The organism is Leptospira licerasiae serovar Varillal str. VAR 010 (assembly GCF_000244755.1).
Lineage (GTDB): Bacteria > Spirochaetota > Leptospiria > Leptospirales > Leptospiraceae > Leptospira_B > Leptospira_B licerasiae.
Genome location: NZ_AHOO02000009.1, coordinates 310,235 through 331,551, shown reverse-complemented (window position 1 = coordinate 331,551; position 21,317 = coordinate 310,235). Strand labels below are relative to the sequence as shown.

General features: G+C 38.1%; 25 protein-coding genes. All 25 read right to left on the bottom strand.

Annotated elements, in window-relative coordinates; translation table 11 throughout:
* Nucleotides 1–202: 202 nt before the first annotated feature.
* Complete coding sequence (locus LEP1GSC185_RS12565; protein ID WP_008589133.1) at nucleotides 203–628, bottom strand: putative toxin-antitoxin system toxin component, PIN family; 426 nt, start codon at nucleotides 626–628, stop codon at nucleotides 203–205.
* On the bottom strand, nucleotides 628–873 hold the full coding sequence (locus LEP1GSC185_RS12560) for a CopG family ribbon-helix-helix protein (RefSeq protein ID WP_008588701.1): 246 nt from the start codon (nucleotides 871–873) through the stop codon (nucleotides 628–630). Before LEP1GSC185_RS12560 ends, LEP1GSC185_RS12565 begins: the two co-directional genes overlap by 1 nt.
* A gap of 240 nt (nucleotides 874–1,113) precedes the next feature.
* On the bottom strand, nucleotides 1,114–1,548 hold the full coding sequence (locus LEP1GSC185_RS12555; RefSeq protein ID WP_008596739.1) for a WapI family immunity protein: 435 nt from the start codon (nucleotides 1,546–1,548) through the stop codon (nucleotides 1,114–1,116).
* A gap of 630 nt (nucleotides 1,549–2,178) precedes the next feature.
* Nucleotides 2,179–2,961 carry a hypothetical protein gene (locus LEP1GSC185_RS12550; protein ID WP_008596815.1) on the bottom strand — a complete coding sequence of 261 codons (783 nt, stop codon included), beginning with the start codon at nucleotides 2,959–2,961 and terminating at the stop codon, nucleotides 2,179–2,181.
* A 194-nt stretch (nucleotides 2,962–3,155) separates the two neighbouring features.
* Nucleotides 3,156–3,467: a hypothetical protein gene (locus LEP1GSC185_RS12545; RefSeq protein ID WP_008596799.1), complete on the bottom strand. Its 312-nt coding sequence runs from the start codon at nucleotides 3,465–3,467 to the stop codon at nucleotides 3,156–3,158.
* Between the two features lie 215 nt (nucleotides 3,468–3,682).
* Nucleotides 3,683–3,973: a HigA family addiction module antitoxin gene (locus tag LEP1GSC185_RS12540; protein ID WP_008596843.1), complete on the bottom strand. Its 291-nt coding sequence runs from the start codon at nucleotides 3,971–3,973 to the stop codon at nucleotides 3,683–3,685.
* A gap of 12 nt (nucleotides 3,974–3,985) precedes the next feature.
* The gene (locus tag LEP1GSC185_RS12535) at nucleotides 3,986–4,303 is read right to left on the bottom strand and encodes a type II toxin-antitoxin system RelE/ParE family toxin (protein ID WP_232298385.1); all 318 of its coding nucleotides are present in this window, start codon (nucleotides 4,301–4,303) and stop codon (nucleotides 3,986–3,988) included.
* A 199-nt stretch (nucleotides 4,304–4,502) separates the two neighbouring features.
* Nucleotides 4,503–5,561, bottom strand: a complete 1,059-nt coding sequence (locus LEP1GSC185_RS12530; protein ID WP_008596741.1) for a hypothetical protein — start codon at nucleotides 5,559–5,561, stop codon at nucleotides 4,503–4,505.
* A gap of 639 nt (nucleotides 5,562–6,200) precedes the next feature.
* Nucleotides 6,201–6,629: a hypothetical protein gene (locus LEP1GSC185_RS12525; protein WP_008596773.1), complete on the bottom strand. Its 429-nt coding sequence runs from the start codon at nucleotides 6,627–6,629 to the stop codon at nucleotides 6,201–6,203.
* Between the two features lie 188 nt (nucleotides 6,630–6,817).
* Complete coding sequence (locus LEP1GSC185_RS12520) at nucleotides 6,818–7,663, bottom strand: hypothetical protein (protein ID WP_008589041.1); 846 nt, start codon at nucleotides 7,661–7,663, stop codon at nucleotides 6,818–6,820.
* Between the two features lie 212 nt (nucleotides 7,664–7,875).
* Nucleotides 7,876–8,655, bottom strand: a complete 780-nt coding sequence (locus LEP1GSC185_RS12515) for a hypothetical protein (protein ID WP_008589196.1) — start codon at nucleotides 8,653–8,655, stop codon at nucleotides 7,876–7,878.
* A 215-nt stretch (nucleotides 8,656–8,870) separates the two neighbouring features.
* Nucleotides 8,871–9,608, bottom strand: coding sequence for a hypothetical protein (locus LEP1GSC185_RS12510; protein WP_008588940.1), 738 nt, complete (start codon nucleotides 9,606–9,608; stop codon nucleotides 8,871–8,873).
* Between the two features lie 200 nt (nucleotides 9,609–9,808).
* On the bottom strand, nucleotides 9,809–10,501 hold the full coding sequence (locus LEP1GSC185_RS12505; protein ID WP_008589069.1) for an Abi-alpha family protein: 693 nt from the start codon (nucleotides 10,499–10,501) through the stop codon (nucleotides 9,809–9,811).
* Between the two features lie 206 nt (nucleotides 10,502–10,707).
* A complete protein-coding gene (locus tag LEP1GSC185_RS12500) occupies nucleotides 10,708–11,214 on the bottom strand; it encodes a hypothetical protein (RefSeq protein WP_010514648.1) in 507 nt (168 codons plus the stop codon).
* Between the two features lie 183 nt (nucleotides 11,215–11,397).
* On the bottom strand, nucleotides 11,398–12,093 hold the full coding sequence (locus LEP1GSC185_RS12495) for a hypothetical protein (RefSeq protein ID WP_008588961.1): 696 nt from the start codon (nucleotides 12,091–12,093) through the stop codon (nucleotides 11,398–11,400).
* Nucleotides 12,094–12,312: 219 nt separating this feature from the next.
* On the bottom strand, nucleotides 12,313–12,741 hold the full coding sequence (locus tag LEP1GSC185_RS12490) for a hypothetical protein (protein WP_008596773.1): 429 nt from the start codon (nucleotides 12,739–12,741) through the stop codon (nucleotides 12,313–12,315).
* Between the two features lie 229 nt (nucleotides 12,742–12,970).
* Nucleotides 12,971–13,279, bottom strand: a complete 309-nt coding sequence (locus LEP1GSC185_RS20200; protein WP_167319275.1) for a CopG family transcriptional regulator — start codon at nucleotides 13,277–13,279, stop codon at nucleotides 12,971–12,973.
* The gene (locus tag LEP1GSC185_RS12480) at nucleotides 13,200–13,481 is read right to left on the bottom strand and encodes a BrnT family toxin (RefSeq protein ID WP_010514588.1); all 282 of its coding nucleotides are present in this window, start codon (nucleotides 13,479–13,481) and stop codon (nucleotides 13,200–13,202) included. Before LEP1GSC185_RS12480 ends, LEP1GSC185_RS20200 begins: the two co-directional genes overlap by 80 nt.
* Nucleotides 13,482–13,730: 249 nt before the next feature.
* Nucleotides 13,731–14,456, bottom strand: coding sequence for a hypothetical protein (locus tag LEP1GSC185_RS12475; RefSeq protein WP_008589076.1), 726 nt, complete (start codon nucleotides 14,454–14,456; stop codon nucleotides 13,731–13,733).
* A gap of 200 nt (nucleotides 14,457–14,656) precedes the next feature.
* Nucleotides 14,657–16,093, bottom strand: coding sequence for an SEFIR domain-containing protein (locus LEP1GSC185_RS12470; RefSeq protein WP_008589215.1), 1,437 nt, complete (start codon nucleotides 16,091–16,093; stop codon nucleotides 14,657–14,659).
* Nucleotides 16,094–16,312: 219 nt separating this feature from the next.
* The gene (locus tag LEP1GSC185_RS12465) at nucleotides 16,313–17,335 is read right to left on the bottom strand and encodes a hypothetical protein (RefSeq protein WP_008588774.1); all 1,023 of its coding nucleotides are present in this window, start codon (nucleotides 17,333–17,335) and stop codon (nucleotides 16,313–16,315) included.
* A 68-nt stretch (nucleotides 17,336–17,403) separates the two neighbouring features.
* Nucleotides 17,404–18,012: a hypothetical protein gene (locus LEP1GSC185_RS12460; RefSeq protein ID WP_008588752.1), complete on the bottom strand. Its 609-nt coding sequence runs from the start codon at nucleotides 18,010–18,012 to the stop codon at nucleotides 17,404–17,406.
* Nucleotides 18,013–18,234: 222 nt separating this feature from the next.
* Nucleotides 18,235–19,263: a hypothetical protein gene (locus LEP1GSC185_RS12455; RefSeq protein WP_008588742.1), complete on the bottom strand. Its 1,029-nt coding sequence runs from the start codon at nucleotides 19,261–19,263 to the stop codon at nucleotides 18,235–18,237.
* Nucleotides 19,264–19,473: 210 nt separating this feature from the next.
* Nucleotides 19,474–20,094, bottom strand: a complete 621-nt coding sequence (locus LEP1GSC185_RS12450) for a hypothetical protein (protein ID WP_010514581.1) — start codon at nucleotides 20,092–20,094, stop codon at nucleotides 19,474–19,476.
* A 187-nt stretch (nucleotides 20,095–20,281) separates the two neighbouring features.
* A complete protein-coding gene (locus LEP1GSC185_RS12445) occupies nucleotides 20,282–21,040 on the bottom strand; it encodes a hypothetical protein (protein WP_232298386.1) in 759 nt (252 codons plus the stop codon).
* Nucleotides 21,041–21,317: the final 277 nt, after the last annotated feature.

Below are 21,317 nucleotides of genomic sequence, written 5' to 3'. Positions count from 1 at the left end.
CAAATAAGAACATACATTCTTATGTGTTCACGACAACATTATACGGCAATTGCAGCTAACGACCAACGCTTGGCGACGTTCCGCGAGTCCGAAGGACTTGGCACGAGGCTTGCCACTGCAAGACGAGTGACAAAGCGGAATGTGGCGAAGCCCAAGCGAGGGTTGCGAAAGCAATCCCGAAGCGCTGCGCCAGAGCTGTTAGTTATACGCTGGACGCCCCACTACTATCCAAACTTAAATATTGTTCAGGAGAAATAATCTTGAGAGATTTCAAATTCTTTAAAACCAGTAAATCTTGATCGCCAGTAATTAAATAATCGACCTTTGCTGAAATCGCACTCTCAAGTATGTGATAATCATCTCTGTCTCGAAGACCCGCATAGTCTTTTAGAGATATATTTACTATTTTCTCTGTGAGTGATTCAATTTCAGATAAAACTATTGAGATAAATTCTTCACTTAACTTAAATTTTGGCTTTTTTAATGTCTCTTCAATTTCTTTTAAGATGGAATCAGAAATGTAGCCAATTATCTTACCCGATATTAGCTCTTCTAAAATAACTTTAGGTTTGCCACCAAATAGAATTGCTGATATGTAAACATTGGTATCTATAAGAACTTTAAGCATCAGGGAGTTTTCTTCTGCTTCCTAATTAGTTTTATCTCATCTATAATGGATTCCTCAGTAATATTTGCTGTCTTAGAAATTGCTGAGCCAATTTCGAAAATTTTTTCCCATTTAAATTTCTTTTCTATATAGGCTCTCGCCGCTTCACGAATCAATTCTGACCTTGATCTATGTTCTCTTTTGGCAATTTTATCTATTTCTTTTAAAAGCCCCTTTTCAAAGGAAATATTAACAGTCTGGTTCATTTCTTTAGTATATACAATCTTTGTATATAAGTCAAATGAATTCTTCTATAAAATGCAATATTTGGGCGTCTTGCGTATAACGACCAAGGTGTTCCGACGTTTCGCGAGTGCGTAAGCACTTGGCACGAGACTTGCTCTGCAAGGCGAGTGACAAAGCGAAATGTGCCGAAGGCCAAGCGAGAGTTGCGAAGCAAGCTCGAAGCGCTGCGGAAGCACCGAAGGTTAGGCGTAGTCGAGAACTTATGGAAATAGTTCCTCGTAAATCTTTTCTAATGATTCAATAAATGATGGCAAATACGATTGATCTAATTCAAACCCAATATTTACGACCTGAGAATATTCATCATGAATAAATACATTACACAGAATATCAATATGACCATTGTCTTTGAATTTGATTTTTAGAACATCATCCTCATATGATGTTTCAATCTTAGCAATTCCAGATAAACTTTGGTATGATTTTTTTAAGTCCGGCAGAAAGCGCTTAAAGATATTAGTATCAGCAAAAAAACTGAAACTACTTACTTGAAAATGATCCCCTTTGCAATCTAATTTAAAGAGAACTGCAGAATTATCGGAAAATCGAGTAAAATTAGAGATGGAAAGAAGATTAGATTCGCTTGGAGTTGAAATTGCAGCAATCTTATCTGAGAAATAATCTTTTATCGACATAGAATATATTAAAGCAAATTAGCAAAATCTATTTTACAATTGTTTTTTACTCGATTACGCCTAACGACCAAGGTGCTCCGACGTTCGCAACGGCACGAGTTTGCGCATGCAAACGAAGTGACGGACGCGAATGTGGCAAAGCCCAAGCGAGCGGGTTGCGAAGCAAGCCCCGAGCGACGCGGAGGCACCGTAAGTTAGGCCGACGTCCGATCCAAATACGGTGCATTCCAAATAGTTGCATTTTTATACTTCAGTAAATTGCCGTTTCGGTAAAATACTACTTTCAGATGCCAGATCTCCGCTCCGATTACGGGACCAGTTAAAGTCCACAAACTGCAATCTAATCAACAAGATGAAACTCCATAGCTCTGCACCAGAACATCTCAGGAGCGGGCCAACATACGAAAGATTTTGCACGGCTCTTTCTAAAGAATATTTTACCCTAAAATAAAAAAGAAAGAATTTATCGGATGTTCGCCTAACGACCAAGGTGTTCCGACGTTTGCGATGGCGCGAGGCTTGCTTTGCAAGACGAGTGCCAGAAGCAAATGTGGCGAAGCCCGAGCGAGGGTCGCGTTAGCGATCCCGAAGCGTAGCGGAAGCACCGACAGTTAGGCGTCGTAAATTCACCTATCTCAGATAAGTTAAAAGTATTTTTCTATTATCTTCTTTGATCTGCTGTGAGAGAAATTCATTTTGTTCAGACGGGTCAGGCGAGTTTCTTTCAGGATCGACATGAAAATGAAAAGTATCATAATTTTCTGGATCACTAAAAATAACTAGGCCGATTTTAAATCGCTCGCATTCACCTTTTATTCTTTCAAAATCATCATCACTTAGATTTTGAAATTCATCTTCAGGAAAATAGATCGATAAATAGCTTTTATTACTAAACCGAGTGTGTGCAGCGCATTCAAAAACACCGACTATTGAAAAATCTTTATAATGCTTTAGTTCAAAGGTAATTATATCTAATATTTTATTCGGAATGTATGGAAATGTTTGCACTGTGATTAATGTAATGTCGGGCCTAGTCCACACTCCTCCAGTGTTTCTTGACCCTGAGTGAGCCGTTTTTTGAATTATATATTTATCGTATTCAAAGTATGCCGTATGCTTTTCTTTTATAGTTTTTAAAAAAGAATCGTATAATGTTAACTCACTTTTATACTTGTCTTCTTTTTTAGATTTTATCTCTTTAAAGTTAGATATATCAATATCAGCTATTCTATAAACTGAGCCCCCATAACCTCTTCCAATGGAGACTCGCCCTTCATCTAATAACTCTTTCCGAATTCTTAGATATTTATCATCATCGTATTCTAATACAGCCTTTAGGGCTTTATTTGAAATTGGTTTTCCATCAATTGGTAAGTTTGCAAAGAATCGTTCTTTATCTGTTGGTTTTGCCATTTCTATTTCCTATATTAAAATTGATTTGAATTTATGACGCCTAACGACCAAGGTGCTCCGACGTTCGCAACGGCACGAGTTTGCTCATGCAAACGAAGTGACGGACGCGAATGTGGCGTAGCCCGAGCGAAAGGTGCGAAGCAGCCTTGAGCGGAGCGGAGGCACCGATAGTTAGGCGAAGTGTCACAGGAAGCCTATTTTCTTATCCATTGGTCAGCATATATATTTTTCTTATAAAGTATTTCTTTCCAATTTTCATCCGCCAATTTCATCTCTACTAATAAATCACGCCAATCCAATCCATCATACAGTGTCTTTAGAAAAATTTCTATATCTCCTTTCGATTTCCAAACCATTGCAAGATGGATTCTAGCCGGCGGTCCTGAATCCTCAGCCCAAAGTTGCGTATTTCTTAATTTTTCCATAACCATACTTGCTTCATTCTTTTTGAAGAGTTTATTAACCTCGTTAACGACATCTTTTTCTAATTCGTAAGGAATAGGCATAGACTAATTATCTCCATATACAATTGATGTTCGGCTTCCGTGACATTTCGCCTAACGACCAACGCTTGGCGACGTTCCGCGCGTCCGAAGGACTTGGCATGAGTCTTGCCCTGCAAGACGAGTGACAAAGCGGAATGTGGCGAAGCCCAAGCGAGGGTTGCGTAAGCAATCCCGAAGCGCTGCGCCAGAGCTGTTAGTTAGACGACGGTTTGGCTCTATTGCGCAGAAATTGGAAACTTGATTATATTCTTAGGCCTTTCTTGCATCGCAGTCCATAAATCTAATTTTGTTTGCATGCTCAGCCAACTCTCTGCTGAGGTATTCGTTGCAATTGCTATTCTTACTGCCATTTCCGGAGTAACTGGACTTTTGCAATTCACTATTTCTGATAACGTCTTGCGAGATATTCCTAAGTCTTTCGCAGCCTCAGTGATAGTTAATCCTAAGGGCTTTATTATATCTTCTAGTAAAATTTCACCAGGATGAGTAGGTTTTCTTTTATTCATAAAATCTTGCCTCTAGTGATAATCTTCGTAATCGACTATTATTGCATTTTCACCTTCAAATTCAAAGGTAACACGCCAATTTCCATTTACCCAGACTGACCACCTACCCTTTTCACGACCTTTAAGAGGATGTAAGCGATATGCTGGTAAGTCCATATCTTTAGGAGATAGGGATGAATCTAACCTATCTAGAATTCTAGCTAATTTGTTAGAATGATCTGCCTGAATTCCTTTCTTACTGCCAGTTTCAAAAAAATGTTCAAGGCCCTTGTGTCTAAAGGAGATAATCAATACATATACCGTAACCCATAGGGTTACGTTGTCAACCATTTTCTTTTTAAAGAAAATTTAGCCAAACTGTTCGTCTAACGACCAAGGCTTGACGACGTTTCGCGAGTGCGAAGCACTTGGCGCGAGGCTTGCTATGCAAGACGAGTGACAAAGCGAAATGTGCCGGAGGCCGAGCGAGTGAGTCGCGTTAGCGATCTCGAAGCGCAGCGTCAGAACCGATAGTTAAACGCTGGCCAGCTTATTCGCCAACAAAGCAGCTTTTATATCCCGTAGCAGTTTGTTTATATCTTACTTTTCCGGGATCATTTGGAGAGTATAAGACAGGTTTTGAGAGTAGTAATTTTATTAAATTTCCAGATACAGAAGAATTTACTGTTTGGCGGACTTTCAGTGCTAAGCGAGCAATGTAATAACTTCTATTTAACCAGTCTGCTACATCTTCAATAGTGCAAGCAAAAACAGGTGGATCAAAGTGATTTAAATGATTTCTTACAGCTTTTAGCTCATTCAGAGCTTTTAATTCTTCAGTAAGATCAGGAAGATGTTTGCCGGTAATAGTGTAAACCCAACTTATTTTATCTGTTAGCCTACGTGAATATGTTTGTCCGAGTTTTTGTTCATCAAACTGCCACCCAAAAGTGCTATGATCATGCTTGGCTTTATAGTAAAGCATAATGAGCATATTCTCTATTAAAGATACTGATGTATTCAAATAAGTAATTAGCTTTTCCAGCCAATAATTATTACTTCCCACAAGCATCAGGTTTGAATTTTTAACTAAATCAATTTTTACATTATATAATATTTTCTCCAGAGTATCCAAGGTGGACGAAAATGCCATGCCTTCTCTATCTATTCGAGGCAAAATTGGATAGTTATGTGATCCTTTTGTATTTAATTCAATAGTTAATGATTTTTCAGAGCCATTTTCTGGTGCATAAAAATTCAACTGAATGGCAATGGATGAATCCATCCAAGTAATAGGCAATTCAGGAATTACGGTACCATTAGAAAGATATTCTCGGTTACCTTTTAAAATTTGTTCAATTTTTGCAAAACTGGTTTCACCCGAAATTGATTCTCCATTTAGCTTTTTGCCCTCAAAACGGAAGGTCCCCAATTTTTTCCATTTCGAAATTGAATGATTTAGGTTCGTAGCTTTATTTAATATTAGCTGCGCAATTTCTGCGGTAAGATAAGGTTCGTAAAAGCTCTCTTTAAATCCTAAGGGAAAATACTCTCCTCTCACCTTTTGATCAGTAGCGCTCATATCGAAAGTTTTTTCTTGTTCATCCATAATTTTGCTGGCTTGCGTTTAACGACCAAGGTTTGACGACGTTCCGCGAGTCCGAAGGACTTGGCGCGAGACTTGCTAAGCAAGACGAGTGACAAAGCGGAATGTGCCGAAGGCCAAGCGAGAGTCGCGTAGCGATCTCGAAGCGAAGCGTCAGAACCGTTAGTTAGGCGACGTCCGATCCAAATACGGTGCATTCCAAATATTGGCCTTCTCTAATTCGGCAAATTGCCGTCTCGGTAAAATGCAGCTTTTAGATGCCAAATCTCCGCTCCGAATACGGCATCAGTTAAAACATGTCTATGCAATCTAATTAGCAGGATGAAACTCAAATCTTCGGCACCAGAGCATCTCAGGAGCGGGCTAACATACGAAAGATTTTGCACGGCTCTTTCTAAAGAATATTTTACCCTAAAATAAAAAAGAGAAAATTTATCGGATGTCCGCCTAACGACCAAGGTTTGACGACGTTTCGCGAGTCCGTAAGGACTTGGCGCGAGGCTTGCCCTGCAAGACGAGTGACAAAGCGGAATGTGGCGTAAGCCCAAGCGAGAGTCGCGTAGCGATCTCGAAGCGCAGCGTCAGAACCGACAGTTAGCCGCCGTTACTTCCTTGCCCAAAGCATTTAACTTAACCAACAAACTACCTAAAAGCGAAAAAAGAGCCAACAAGTATAAGATAAGAAACTAAATGAATACAAACCAGATATCCAAAAAATATGAGTTTGCTTAACTCCAACTCACCTAATTTATAAACAGAAAAATGATAAAATGGAAATTCAATAATTATGGAAGCTATTAGTGACAACAATAACAAAAAGAAGAAACTATATTCCCCAACATTTCCTGTTCCAGCAACCATTCCAACCGGAACAAATAGCAATGATGACAATATATTCCCAAGAAATATAAAGAAGAAAGCATAAACAGGAACCGTTTGATTTGTTTGAAACTTAATTAAAAGAAAGAGAGAAGTAAATTCAATAAATGCCAAAGGGATATTAATTATTCCCAGCAACCAACTTTCAAATAATAGTGGAATACCTCCATTTGCTAACAGAATAAATTTCATGTTTGAACCGTTTTAGTAATGGCGGCTAACGACCAAGGTGTTCCGACGTTTCGCGAGTGCGCAAGCACTTGGCGCGAGACTTGCTCTGCAAGGCGAGTGACAAAGCGAAATGTGGCGTAGCCCAAGCAAGGGTTGCGAAGCAATCCCGCAGCGCTGCGGAAGCACCGATAGTTAGACGAAGTGCTCAATTATTTCTTTTTAATTGTATAAGTAAATGAAATGCCAGACAGAGTATCAATTTTATTTACGCAGAGAACATACCCATTATCTAAATTCAAATTATATTGCCAAGGCTCATAATTTTTGGCTTTAGTTTCAATTAACGTTGGCAGTAGAGGCAAATAGTTTTCTTCTATTTGGTAATTCGATTCAATTATTTCAGGAGCGTACGCAAATCCTGCATCGCCAAGTGCCCATTTACTATTGTCTTCAAAGGTAAAAATTGGCGTATACATTTTTCGATTTTGGTCGGGATAAAGTCTTCCAATTTCAATTAATAATTCTTTCTTTTTCAAAAGCCTCTTTTGCTCGAACAAAATCATTGGGCCAGCAAGCAATGCCTCATAATGTTCTTGAATTATCTCTTTTGTTACGCCTTTGGTTTCAGCAAATTGATCTGTCAGATTCGTAATTTCTTCATCGAGTTCATTAAAAAAATTCCGTAAGTCTTTCAATTCATCCAATATCAGCTGCTTCCCTTCCATTTTCGCAGAAGAAATCGAATGTTCCCACCAATAATGGTGAGCGAGATGATTTCTCTCCATTAAGGCTTTTTCAAGCTTAGACATTAACCCCGATTCAATTCCGATTCCTTTATTTTTAATGATGAGAATTAATCCGCCAAATGTGTTCTTAAACATCTCCTCTAATTCATAGTCGAATTGAAACTTCGTAATTTCTCGATCTTTAGTGAGTGTAAAAGTAATCCAAATACCTAACGATTTCTCCAGTGATTGAGCGAAGTACATAGCAAGACCATAATGTGCAAAAGTCTCCCTGCTCCAATAAGCTTCTTCGTTTATTTCTTCTTTCATCAGATTTCTTGAGCATTTCGTCTAACGACCAAGGCTTGACGACGTTTCGCGAGTCCGTTAGGACTTGGCGCGAGACTTGCTTTGCAAGGCGAGTGACAAAGCGAAATGTGCCGAAGGCCGAGCGAGAGTGCGAAGCATCTCGAAGCGATGCGTCAGAGCCGACAGTTAGACGCAGTTGCTTGAAATATGTAAAACAATTTCAAGCTAACGGATTATGATGACTTTTTATCAGACTTAAGTGCCTTAGAATCAATATTCTCATACCATTGTGACAATACTGTAGATAAGAATAACTTTAATCGAGAGGATCTATTTTGATAAATTTGATAAATCCCAATTACAACGGAAATAAATAATGCAAATATCGAAACCCAGAAACTATTATTCGATAGATTTAAATATTTATTTACCAAAGCGTTTTTTGTTTCAATTTCGGAGGCGAGTTTGTCAACATCAGTCTTGATATAGGAATAATTATTTGCACTTTTCATTCGCAAATTTTCGAAAATGTCTTTTTGATTTGCTTCTAATGCATCAAAGGGATTTCGTTCGCTGTGTTCTCTGATCAATCTGTCAATTTTACTAACGGAAACATTATCAACTTTAGTAATAAAAAGAGATGTTCTAATATCTTCTAGTATTTTGGATAAAGAAACATCTCCGGAATAATATTCATCATTTTGATTAAAAACTTTATAGATACTTTTAGTCTGCAATTTTCTATTTTCATAAATATTCCGAATAGCGCGTAAATCCCCTTCATTAGCAATCGATTTTGTAATACTATCGTGCAGCTCAGACTTTTTAATAAAATTTTTGCGACCCTCATCCGAAAAAAAGAAAAATAAAGTCAATAACATCAATGTAAAAGTTAATATTAAAAATAGTCTTCGAATTCGATCCAGCAAACTGCTCTTTTGTCTTTCTTCTAGAAATAGATTCAAATTTTGAAGCCTTGCAAATCTTTCTTCTTCTGAAAAATCACTATTCATTGTAATTACCTTTCAATATAATTGTTTCTGCTTAATTAAATGCAGCAATTGCGTCTAACGACCAAGGTGTTCCGACGTTTGCGATGGCGCGAGTTTGCACATGCAAACGAAGTGACAGAAGCAAATGTGGCGTAGCCCGAGCGAGAGTCGCGTTAGCGATCTCGAAGCGAAGCGGAAGCACCGACAGTTAAGCGCCGTTAAGTAATATCAAAAAGCTATCTTACCTTGATAATAGCTTTGTTCATTCTAAGAAATATATAATCCAATCCCGTAGTAGATAACAGATTATATGCAATCTCGATGGCATTCACGGTCAGTGAAGGATCTTCCGTATGCGTAAAGAAATGATCGAAAATCAGAATCTTTTTATAGTCTTTTAATCGATATGTTTCCTGGTACTTGCTCAGTTGATCTATTGCAATAGCCATTTTGTCTTTTAAATGTTCAGCAAGTTTTTCGGGAGTAGGATATTCATGTCCTGCATAAATGACCATTAAATTAGGAATACCTTCTTTACGGTAAATCCGGTAGCCATAATCTCCGGAAAATCCATAATCATTTTTGTCGCAAATATCTTTAGATATATTTTGTATTAGAGACTTATACTCCTTCCCTCTAGACTTTAGGGCCGTTGAATTATTTATCGATACTAAAATATTATCTGTTAAATTACCTAAATTGCTCTTAACTTCTCTTTCAATTTTAGATAGTATATTATTTCGAAGGGAACCTATTTTCTGCATCGTTGAAGGATCTTCAGTGACTTTCTTAATTTCAACAATGCTTAGTAAGTCTTTAACCAAAAAATCAGGAGTTCGAGCATCTGTCTCGAGAATTCTTTCTATATTAATTATATCAAGTTTTCCTAAGTCAGTAGCAATAAATTCGACGAACTCATAGATTACTTGATTTTCGCGATTATCATCTGATTTAGAAAGAAAATCTATCTTCATACAAATATTTTTTACTTAATGGCGCTTAACGACCAAGGTGTTCCGACGTTTCGCGAGTGCGAAGCACTTGGCGCGAGGCTTGCTTTGCAAGGCGAGTGACAAAGCGAAATGTGGCGAAGCCCGAGTGAGTGGTCGCGCAGCGAGCCACGAACGTAGCGGAAGCACCGTAAGTTATACGCCGTCGGATGGTGTTTCGCCAATTAACCCAAGCAAGTTTCAACGAACCGATATCCGAAAAGTGTGAGGGAAAACTCATCAAAGCCACCGGCGTATATTTGTGAGAATTCATCAACGGGGAATTTCGCATAATCAGTAGCTAGTGCAAGACATTGAACCCGGAAAAGATTTTGGATACTTAGTAGTGCCTCCTCTTGTCCGATTTGAAGCTGTGCCTGAATCCCTTTACGGGTGACACCAATAAATTCCAAGGGTTGCTGCGGGAGGAACGAATTGACATTTCTAAAAACTGCTAATAGGACGCGTGCGTCCAAGGGACTGAGCGATTTAATAATATCAATATAGGCAGTCCGGATTTCATTCTTGAAATTGGGATCCATTGCATTGGCGAGTAACTTGTTCCAAATATCTTGGATTTCATCGTTTTCCTCCATACTCGCATTTTCTAATATAGTCAGCGCAAGATTAACTGGCAAAGGCCGAAGGTCGAAAATCCCACGCTGTTTTAGTAAAGCGTTCACCTCATCTACTATGCGAACTTGGCGTCTCCAACGAAGAAATTTCAACCTATCGCCAAGAATACCAGACACTTGTTCCAAAGGTTCAGCGAACACTCTACTTAGGAAACCAAGAAGCTTTTCTGTGGTTTCAAGAGCTTTGGTCCCAAATTTTGAAGCTTCCGCCGCTGCTTTTGCTACTTCTTCTAATTCACTCATTAATTTTCCTTTTTTCGCCACCCGATGGCGTATAACGACCAAGGTTTGACGACGTTCCGCGCATCCGAAGGATTTGGCACGAGGCTTGCCACTGCAAGACGAGTGACAAAGCGGAATGTGGCGTAAGCCCAAGCGAGAGTCGCGGAGCGATCTCGAAGCGCAGCGTCAGAACCGACAGTTATGCGATGGACGGCATGAAGTTAACTTCAATAGCCTATTATTAGAATTCCCTTTAAAGGAAGCGAAATCCTATCACTTGCAAATAGTGTTTCAAAGAATGTAGTTACCTTTTCGAAATCTTTAGAATCTCGATATTTAATTCTAACAGCTATTGATAAAAATAAAACACTTTGCATCATACAAGCTTGAAATAGATCTTTAAGAAACTGATTATTTACTACCGCCCTACCAGCTTCGACTTCTAACACTATTTCATAGGTAGAATGATACGCGTCCGCATCAAAAGACTTTTCGACTTTACCATTTTTCCCGTACAATACAGGGATATTTATTTTCTCAGCCGCCTTCTTTCCCACTTCAACTTGATAATTATGCTTTAACAATTCTTGGCTAAGAATTGCTAAGACTTCATTACTCTGCAATTCATGATTCTCTGAATTAATTGAATAATGATGATCTTCAAATATTCGAATTAACTCAGTAATGAAATTGGGAGGAGCCAAATTCTTTGGAAATAGTTGCCATTGAATCATATTGTTCTATATCAATTTTATTTTTGCCGTCTTTCGCATAACGACCAAGGTGCTCCGACGTTTACGACGGCACGAGTTTGCGTAAGCAAGCGCAGTGACGGAAGTAAATGTGGCGAAGCCCGAGCGAGAGTTGCGTAAGCAATCTCGAAGCGGCGCGGAGGCACCGTAAGTTATACGCCGTGACTATTTGTAAGTGCCGCCCCAAGCCTTAATTACTTCATCAACTTTACTTTTTATATTCTTTATACTAACATACTTATTTTCTACGATTAGCTTTCGCCTGATTTCAGGATGCTTTTCAAAGAAATCTATATTTTGAGAAACCACACATTGCCTATCAGTTTCCGAAAGTTGGGATAAAAATATCTCTGTGTATTTTAATTTATTCGAAGTCGTGTCAATATATTCCAAAATATATATGATCAAATTGCAATAAACACTGACAGAGTTTTCTAAGGAAAAATATGGCACAGGACTAAAAGAGATATTTATCCCATCCACCGTGGGAATTGCAAAGTTATAAAAAGCCTGATTATATCTTTCAACAACTTGCGAACTATGCAGATCTTCTTGCAAAACATAGCAATGCATAAAAGACTTATGACGACCCAATAAATCAATGAGTGCAAAGATATGCTTTTCTTCATTCTCAGATGTTCGAACGTCTTCAGCACGAACCAATCCGTAAAGGACTGATACGAAGCTTGCAAATGAAAAGACCGCAGCGGTTACTCCGCCAAAATAGGATCCAAAATTTGCCCAGGCCTGATCAGTTGTAGCCAAGCCCATATTAAACTGATAAAAATAAAGTATTAATGGGACTACAAGGAAACCCACTGCAAATAGAGTTATTAATTTAAGAATTTTTTTAGGCTTCATAGATATCTTCTATAGTCATGGCGTATAACGACCAAGGTTTGACGACGTTTCGCGAGTCCGTAAGGACTTGGCGCGAGGCTTGCCCTGCAAGACGAGTGACAAAGCGGAATGTGGCGTAAGCCCAAGCGAGAGTCGCGTAGCGATCTCGAAGCGCAGCGTCAGAACCGACAGTTAGCCGCCGTTACTTCCTTGCCCAAAGCATTTAACTTAACCAACAAACTACCTAAAAGCGAAAAAAGAGCCAACAAGTATAAGATAAGAAACTAAATGAATACAAACCAGATATCCAAAAAATATGAGTTTGCTTAACTCCAACTCACCTAATTTATAAACAGAAAAATGATAAAATGGAAATTCAATAATTATGGAAGCTATTAGTGACAACAATAACAAAAAGAAGAAACTATATTCCCCAACATTTCCTGTTCCAGCAACCATTCCAACCGGAACAAATAGCAATGATGACAATATATTCCCAAGAAATATAAAGAAGAAAGCATAAACAGGAACCGTTTGATTTGTTTGAAACTTAATTAAAAGAAAGAGAGAAGTAAATTCAATAAATGCCAAAGGGATATTAATTATTCCCAGCAACCAACTTTCAAATAATAGTGGAATACCTCCATTTGCTAACAGAATAAATTTCATGTTTGAACCGTTTTAGTAATGGCGGCTAACGACCAAGGTGTTCCGACGTTTCGCGAGTGCGGAAGCACTTGGCGCGAGACTTGCTCTGCAAGGCGAGTGACAAAGCGAAATGTGGCGTAGCCCAAGCAAGGGTTGCGAAGCAATCCCGCAGCGCTGCGGAAGCACCGAAAGTTAGGCGAAGGCTCTGCGAGCTAATACAATAGAATTAAGCCATGGATGGCGCTTTAAATCATTTATGAGCGTAATGCTCAGTATATAAATCCAGGACTTTCTTAATCATAGTCTGATAAGGAACTCCAGATCTTTTAGATTGCTCTTTAAAGAATGAAATACTCTTCTTACTTAAGACTATAGTTATTTTGGAATTATCCTCTTTCAAAACAAGCTTGTTTGGAGGAGGAAGGAAATCATCAATTACAACAGAAGATTTAATTGAAGATGATATAGATGCCGGTGCATCAGTGTATCTCGTTTTCTTTTTCATAAACTTTCTTACCTTGCCTCCAATAACCGGCCCCAATGATTCGAATCTTGCCATTTCTAACGGTAAATCTTACGGTTGATACATGTGAATCAATAAGGCCAAAACAATAATATCTCTTTTCCGAATCTGAAGAATGAACAACATCCAGAGTGATAACACGGTTGGGATCCAAGAAAGCCCGTTGAGCCTCGTAGAAGTCAATTCCATGTTTCCGCAAATTTTCTTCATTCTTTGCAGGATCCCATTCAAACTCCATTTATACATAGGATAGCCGAAAACGATATTTATGTCAATACAGATATTTATATGTATAATGATACATATTGTCAATACTCGAAGTTCAAACACTTAAAAAGCGGGCACGGACGCCCGCAACAGTTTACTATAATTTTCTGCAGAGCTTTCGCCTAACGACCAAGGTGCTCCGACGTTCGCAACGGCGCGAGTTTGCTCTGCAAACGAAGTGACGGAAGCGAATGTGGCGAAGCCCGAGTGAGTGGTCGCGTTAGCGATCCACGAACGTAGCGGAGGCACCGATAGTTAGGCGACGTTTTTTTATACTACTTTGTAAGCCATTCCATAACATATACATTGAATTGCTTCTCATAGTTATCCAAATAACAGTTGTCAGCCAGGAGAATGAAACTCCTTTTTCAAAAGCAGATTTAAGACTAACTGAGTAATCTAAAAATTCTAATAAGGCCCATATAATACCAATAATAAAGGCAGATCGCTCATATTTATTTAGAACTATAGCAACTGCTCCGAAACTTAACATTAGAAATGGAGCGATATAATCGAAAGAATAAAGTATCGAGGTAAGGAATGAACGTGAATCTTCATAATAATACCAGCGGATAGTCGTAACACTTTTAATCAAAAATATACAAGTTACAAATGATAATGCGTATAGGCCTTTCAAAATCGATTTATCTGGATCGGCGATTGTTCCTTTTAAAGGATAATCGTCTAACTCTATCCCAATGCCATATAGATCCGCAAAATAAAAAAAGGAAATATTAGGAAATCTAAACCAAACAGTTAGCTTAAAGTCGGATGTTTTCCCATGAATCGCAAAAGTTTCCTTCAAGTTTGCTTTTTTAATTTCTGCAATCTTTTTTCCACTATTTAGTATTTCGAGAACAGGAGTATCTGCGATTATTAAGTTTAACTGAATGTTTGCACCATCACGGGAAACTGTAAACGTTTGCGGTTCTATTTTTACTTTCATATCATTTTCTTATAAGCAGTACAATTCAAAAAATGTCGCCTAACGACCGAGGTGCTCCGACGTTCGCAACTGCACGAGTTTGCTTATGCAAACGAAGTGACGGACGCGAATGTGGCGAAGCCCAAGCGAGCGGGTTGCAAAGCAATCCCCGAGCGGCGCGGAGGCACCGAAAGTTAGGCGAAGGACCGAAATTCTTTCGGTTAATTATACTTGCATAAATTATCAAAATTTAGCATGAATCTTGGATCAAAACTTTCAATTTCCCACCTAGGGATGAGGCTCCTATCCTTAGCCAATTCATCAAACACTTGACTAAATTCTCCTTTAATTTGGATGCCAAAAAGAATTTTCACTTTTTCAAAGTAAGAAAGCGATTCGCAGCGCGCAAATATTTCGAATTTCTTAGGCCAATGAGACATGTAAAGCAATGTATCAGGCCACCAAAAATTATGCTCTTCATTTCGTATCGAATCAAGTATTCCTTTAAAGTATAAAACAAAGTCTGCTTGCATTATCGAAGTAAAATCAATCATAGATTCTTGAGCTCTTTCTTTTAGTAAATCAGCATGCAATGAGAGACGACCTAGCTTTAACCTACTATTTCGAAATTTCAAAGAAGCTAAAGGTTGGCGGAATATTGAAAAATGCTGCATTGAAATTCCCGATCTATCTGTAGAATAGTAGTATCTCTGCGATAGGAAATATGCGGCCGTCTGAAATCGCTCATGCTTAAGCAAAGTAGCAATTAATAATAAAAATAATTCCTGGATTATAAACTTAAAATTATCAAAATCCCAATCTCTATATGAGCCGGGTATTTTCTGATTATATTGAAATGGTATTAGCGATTCGAAAAATTTATGAAATTGATTTAATGAAGCTGCGTCTGTTTCGTATTTTGAAAGAAGATTAACAATTTCAAGAAATTCATTTCTATAAGGAATAAAATCTGATATACTGGAAACAACCTGATCATCAAAAGAATTTGAATCAGGTTCAGTAATTCTTAATTTTTCAAAATTATCAGTTATTAATTCAAGATATTCTCTTAGCAATCCTTTCTGAGAATCGCTGTTTTCTCTTATTGCTTTGCATAAATGGTTATGTAAGAGGCTACTATTAATTAAAGAGGTTTCATTTGACACAAATTTAGGAGGCTTTCCTATTTCTGGTTTTTGATAAAGTGGTTTATTATAAAGCCAGCGAAGAAGCTGAGTAAACCCATTTGTGTAATCTGATGAGTAAGACAAATCGATGTAGATTCTATTCTTATAGTATGCAGGCAAAAATGCGTTCCCGTCTTGATCTTTTTCGACAACTACTGCTACAAACTTCCCTTGATCTGCCTTTCGATAAATCTCACCGGAAATTATTTGCGCTTCCGTTCCAACCCCTCCCTTTCTTTCATTTGCCTTCTCGGAATACACCCGGTCACATACTAGAATAACCTTTTGAATTGAAGGGTCTGTCACCATCGACTCCATAAATGCTATCGAATCATTTCCTTCTTTTAAATCCCATTTATCTAAAATGACTTGCACTCCAGAATTTACAAGCTCGGTTGCCAAATTCAATACTCTATTTTCATGGTCTGGCGAACTCCAACTATATGATATAAATGTCTTCGGTTGTTCCATTTCTTCCTATCAAAACAATATTCTTTGAGGTCTTTCGCCTAACGACCAAGGCTTGACGACGTTGGCGAGCTGAACGAAGTGAAGACAGGCGCGAGAATTGCCTTTGCAATTCGAGTGACTGAGCCAATGTGCCGGAGGCCGAGCAAGAGTTGCGTAAGCAATCTCGAAGCGAAGCGTCAGAGCCGATAGTTAGCCGCCGTAACGATGATTCTTAGTTTTTTATCTTTTAAGAAAAAGCTTCATCTCCAGCACTTCAATTTTCGTCAGTAAATTATTTATTTGCAATGACTTGCTAATTTCGGTTTGTTCAAGTTTCCTAATTTTTTCATTAGCCGTAATAAGTTCTCTTTCTTTGGTAATATGCTCTGAGCTAGATACGAGTAGATTTATCAAAATAGTTATCACTGCAATTAGCAGACCAATTACTACTTTATTCATTTCAATATAAGCATCTCGTGCCACTTCTAACTCCTTATGCGCAGAGGCAAGTTGCTCTTTGTAATCTTTCCCACCTGAAATTAATTTAGCCAACTCTTTATCATTTAAGATTTCCTGATAATCAAGTAGTTTGGTTCTATAATCTTTGAATTTAGAAAAACCAATTATAAAATTATCAACTATAAAGTAATAAGTTACTAAAAAGGGACTAAAGAACCATTTCAACCGAAGTCGAAGTAGATATATATGTAAACGAATTAAATAGAATGAAATCCCTTGAGCTGCTAACCTACTAAATTTTAGATCAAAGTCAATTCTTGAAGAATTTGTATCGAATAGTCTCCCTTTCGTTTCCCATTTTTTTATCTTGCTAAAATTGCGGTTATGAATTCGGAAATTCCTATTTATTTTTCGCTCAATACACTTCTTGTACAAGTGAACGTATGAAAGCCCTGGCATATCTAAAAATTCGAAATTATCATTTATATAAATAAAGTCCTCATTTCCATAAGCTTTCCAAAATGTATCAGTATCTTCATAACGATTGCATGCCTCAAGATTTTTAGCAAAAATTGCCTGAAAGCTTTGAAACGGATTACTCAAAGTCGGAGACACGTATCCGAAAAAGAATCTTTGGGAAATATGCCCTAAAAGAGAAGTTATAATTACTTCATCTCCTTTGTTCATTTTTTCTAATATAATCATAAATTTTTCATCGCTATGGCGGCTAACGTCCAACGCTTGGCGACGTTCCGCGAGTCCGCAGGACTTGGCGCGAGACTTGCCCTGCAAGGCGAGTGACAAAGCGGAATGTGCCGAAGGCCAAGCGAGGGTTGCGAAGCAATCCCGAAGCGCTGCGCCAGAGCTGTTAGTTAGCCGCCGTTATTATTGCTCTTTGTATCGACCTTGATCCTTAATTGGCCCTTTTCATCGACAACCCAAATATCATCTTTAAGTAAATCGAAGCCTACTATTCCTAATAACAAATCAATAAATTCAATCCAATTAACTTCAACAGTCGCCCCTAAAATAAAACCCACACTAACTTTCAATCTCCCATATAAATGCAATGGAAATTCCCTGTTCGGTCTATACACTTTACCTCTTTGAGAGTAAAAATTATCAGTTAATGCTTCTCCGTGAAGTAAGATATCGGTTACAATTCCTGGGCCTAATGTTAGTTCTACGTAGGTACAAGGTGGCAAACTTCCAGTTTCTCCAAGTGCTATTATTGCAGCAAAAGAATCAGATTGAATGCAAGACTTACCATTCTTAAATAAGATGATACTCTGTGACGCAATCGCCCCTACTGTTAACGGTCCTATAGCGACAGAAGCTCCTGCAGATTTATCAATGCTTATTCCCAATACATCAGAAAAATCAATCGCTCTATTTTTAGTATAAGCGTTGATTGTATTACAATTATACATTAACGAAATAGCTACCAATAAGATTAGATTACAAAATTTGCAACTTCTCATATATAATTACTTTTGATCTTACTTTTTCAGAAATAAAAAAAATTAATAATAATGGCGGCTAACGACCAAGGTTTGACGACGTTCCGCGAGTCCGAAGGACTTGGCGCGAGGCTTGCTTAGCAAGACGAGTGACAAAGCGGAATGTGCCGAAGGCCAAGCGAGAGTCGCGTAGCGATCTCGAAGCGAAGCGTCAGAACCGACAGTTAGACGACGTGACAATTATTAAATTAATAATTCATCAGGAATATAGAAATCGTTCACCTGATTTAAATTCACTATCCTTAGATCGGGAAAGAATTCCTTGAGCTTAAATTCAGTCAATTTATAAGAATCGAGAGAAGGTTCTTGAATAATAATTCGTTCGAGCTTATTCATGTTATCTATCAACAACCTGTCTATTCTCCGATTTGTATCTGGATATGAATAACCAATGAAAATCAGTTTCCGAGTATCTTTTACTGCTTCGAGTATATGGTTGAACATTTTTCTATTAAATTCTTCTTCCTCCCATCCAAATCTTATGATAGGAGATAGCAAAATTTTTTCCTTATAACGTGCATAAAAATACATTAAATTACTAAATACGCTTTTTAAATCCCCTGGAATTAAATAATCCTTTATTGAAATATACTCAAGCTTTCCGCTGAAATTGGATTGATGTAGTCCAGAGAACCCATTGAGATAAAAGACATTTAAATCTTTAATAGAGTAATTATCAATTTCTTGACCAAATTGATTTATCAACGGGAAAATGTTTAGTTTTTCGTGAATATCACGCATCCAAGAATAACTATGTATCTTTTTGTAAGAAAGCTCAATTTGGCTGTCATAATTCCAAGTCAATAAATTTAATCGAATGTCTTTATTGTACTCTTCTTTTGTTAGCAATTTTTGCAAAAACCTTCGATAGCGAAACTCATACGTACTAGGCTCGACGATCTGCTTAATCATTAGATAAATTGATATTATAGCGCGAATATAATTAATATCTGATCCAGATTGAGCTTTATCATACGCGTAATCGTCAATTGTTTGGTATTCACTTCTTCGAATTTCATCAAGCATAGACCGAGTATTAGCCACATATTCCTTGAATACATCGGCAATACGATAACCTTGATTTTCTTCATCAGAACTTGCATAACCTTGAGTTAGCAACTTCTCTATAAGGTTGGCAATATCCGATGGCATTTGATTTGCTAATGGCAAGGCATTATAAGAGGCACCGGCTCCAAAAAGATAAGTTATCATTTACAGCTTTCCTTTGTCATGTCGTCTAACGACCGAGGTGCTCCGACGTTTCGCGCGTGCGTAAGCACTTGGCGCGAGACTTGCTCTGCAAGGCGAGTGACAAAGCGAAATGTGGCGAAGCCCGAGCGAGTGAGTCGCGAAGCGATCTCCGAGCGTAGCGGAGGCACCGAAAGTTATGCGACGTTAGAACTTCCAAAGCCATGAAAAGGCTTATTTTGTCTTCCTAACTGCTTTACCCAAAAATGTGCCTGCATTATTCATCAAGCCAGCGACCAAATCTGATGAAATCATTCCAGGGATAGCGCTTTCATATTGAGCTTTATTAGAATAGCCTTTTCTTTCATATTCGAACGCATTTTGCATTAAATAGGCAATTGGCAATTCTTGCTTTGTTGAATAAACTAGCGCAATACGAGTCCTAATTAAACCAATTCGAAAATAATGGTATTTATTCATTTCTGTCACATGCATTCTATATAAAGCCAATATGATGCCTATAGAGGTAACAAGCAATAGAGATATAGGTATAATAATATATTCAGTATTTGGAGCCCTAAATAGACTTAAATAATTCTTAACAGATTCAGGATTTGAAGAGCGTATCAATTCAGCCACTTTATCAAACGAAGGCTGTATATGAGTAAGGCTGCTAAGTATAGTCATAAACAAAAGCAAGCCGACGCCAATTGCGACTCCAGCCGCTGCCTTAAGAAACACTTCAGCCTTTTCTTGATGCTGATTTGCTACCTTTTCGCAAAGATCTATACCAAGGTTAATTGCCTCTAACCAACTAACCGAATCAATCTCTCCTTGCGCTTGTGAATTTTTCATTTTACTTCCTATTATTTCTAATGTCGCATAACGACCGAGGTGCTCCGACGTTTTGCGCGTCCGAAGGACTTGGCACGAGACTTGCCCTGCAAGGCGAGTGACAAAGCAAAATGTGGCGAAGCCCAAGCAAGGGTCGCGAAAGCGATCCCGCAGCGCTGCGGAAGCACCGAAAGTTAGTCGCCGTAATCTATCTAATATCGATAGATTCAAAATAGTCCCTAGATAGAATATAAATTCGATCAATGTTACTAAAAATTTCAGGATTTTCATCCTTCAATGATTCAACTGATCTTTTAATATCATTTGGATCATTTGTAAAAGTATAGTAATGACCTAACAACAAAATTCTTTGATATCTTTCTGATTCAGAAAATTGCTTATACTTGAGTTGATCATTTGCTTTAGTTATAGATTTTTGCAGCGGAACTTTCAAGTCAAACGGATTGATAAGGTGAATTGATCCACCATGCCGGAACCACAAGCTCGATAAATATTCCTCTGATTCAACATATTCAATTCTAAAATAATTAGGATGCGCCTTTCCAAAGGACTCTCGCTTTAATAATGAATCTATTAATGCTTTGCGTAAAAGATTATATTCTTTTCCTCGTGATTTAAGAACTAAGTTATCAATTATTTGAATATGGGCAGTAATCTTGCTGCCTGCTAATGGATTATTTTGATTTAAATCTTCACTAAGTATATCTAATGCCTTTCTCGAAGCAGAAACTTTTGCCATATCTTCTTCATTCTCAGTGACTTTCTTTATCTCGATAAGTCCATTATATCCAATAGAATAAAAATCAGGCGTTAATCCACCAGATTCATCAATCTTATAGATTTCGGTATGCTCCGGTATTTCATTCTTTTCGGCTAACTTAGTGAAAAAGTATGTAATAAGATGATTTTCCCAGGGATCCGATGAGGGCCTCTTGATTTCAAACATTCTCATTAAGCAGATAATTTAGATTATGGCGACTAACGACGCATGATTGTCGAAGTTCCGCGCGTCCGAAGGACTTGGCGCGAGGCTTGCGTATGCAAGACGAGTGACAAAGCGGAATTTGGCGAAGCCCAAGCAAGGGTCGTGAAACGACCCCGCAGCGCAGCGACAATTTTTAGTTATCTGCTGTGCCGTGCCCCCAATCTCTAACCGAGCGAAGCCACGGAAGGCGTAGCCGGTTAGGGAATGCCAATAGAATTGCTATTTAAGATTTGAAAGA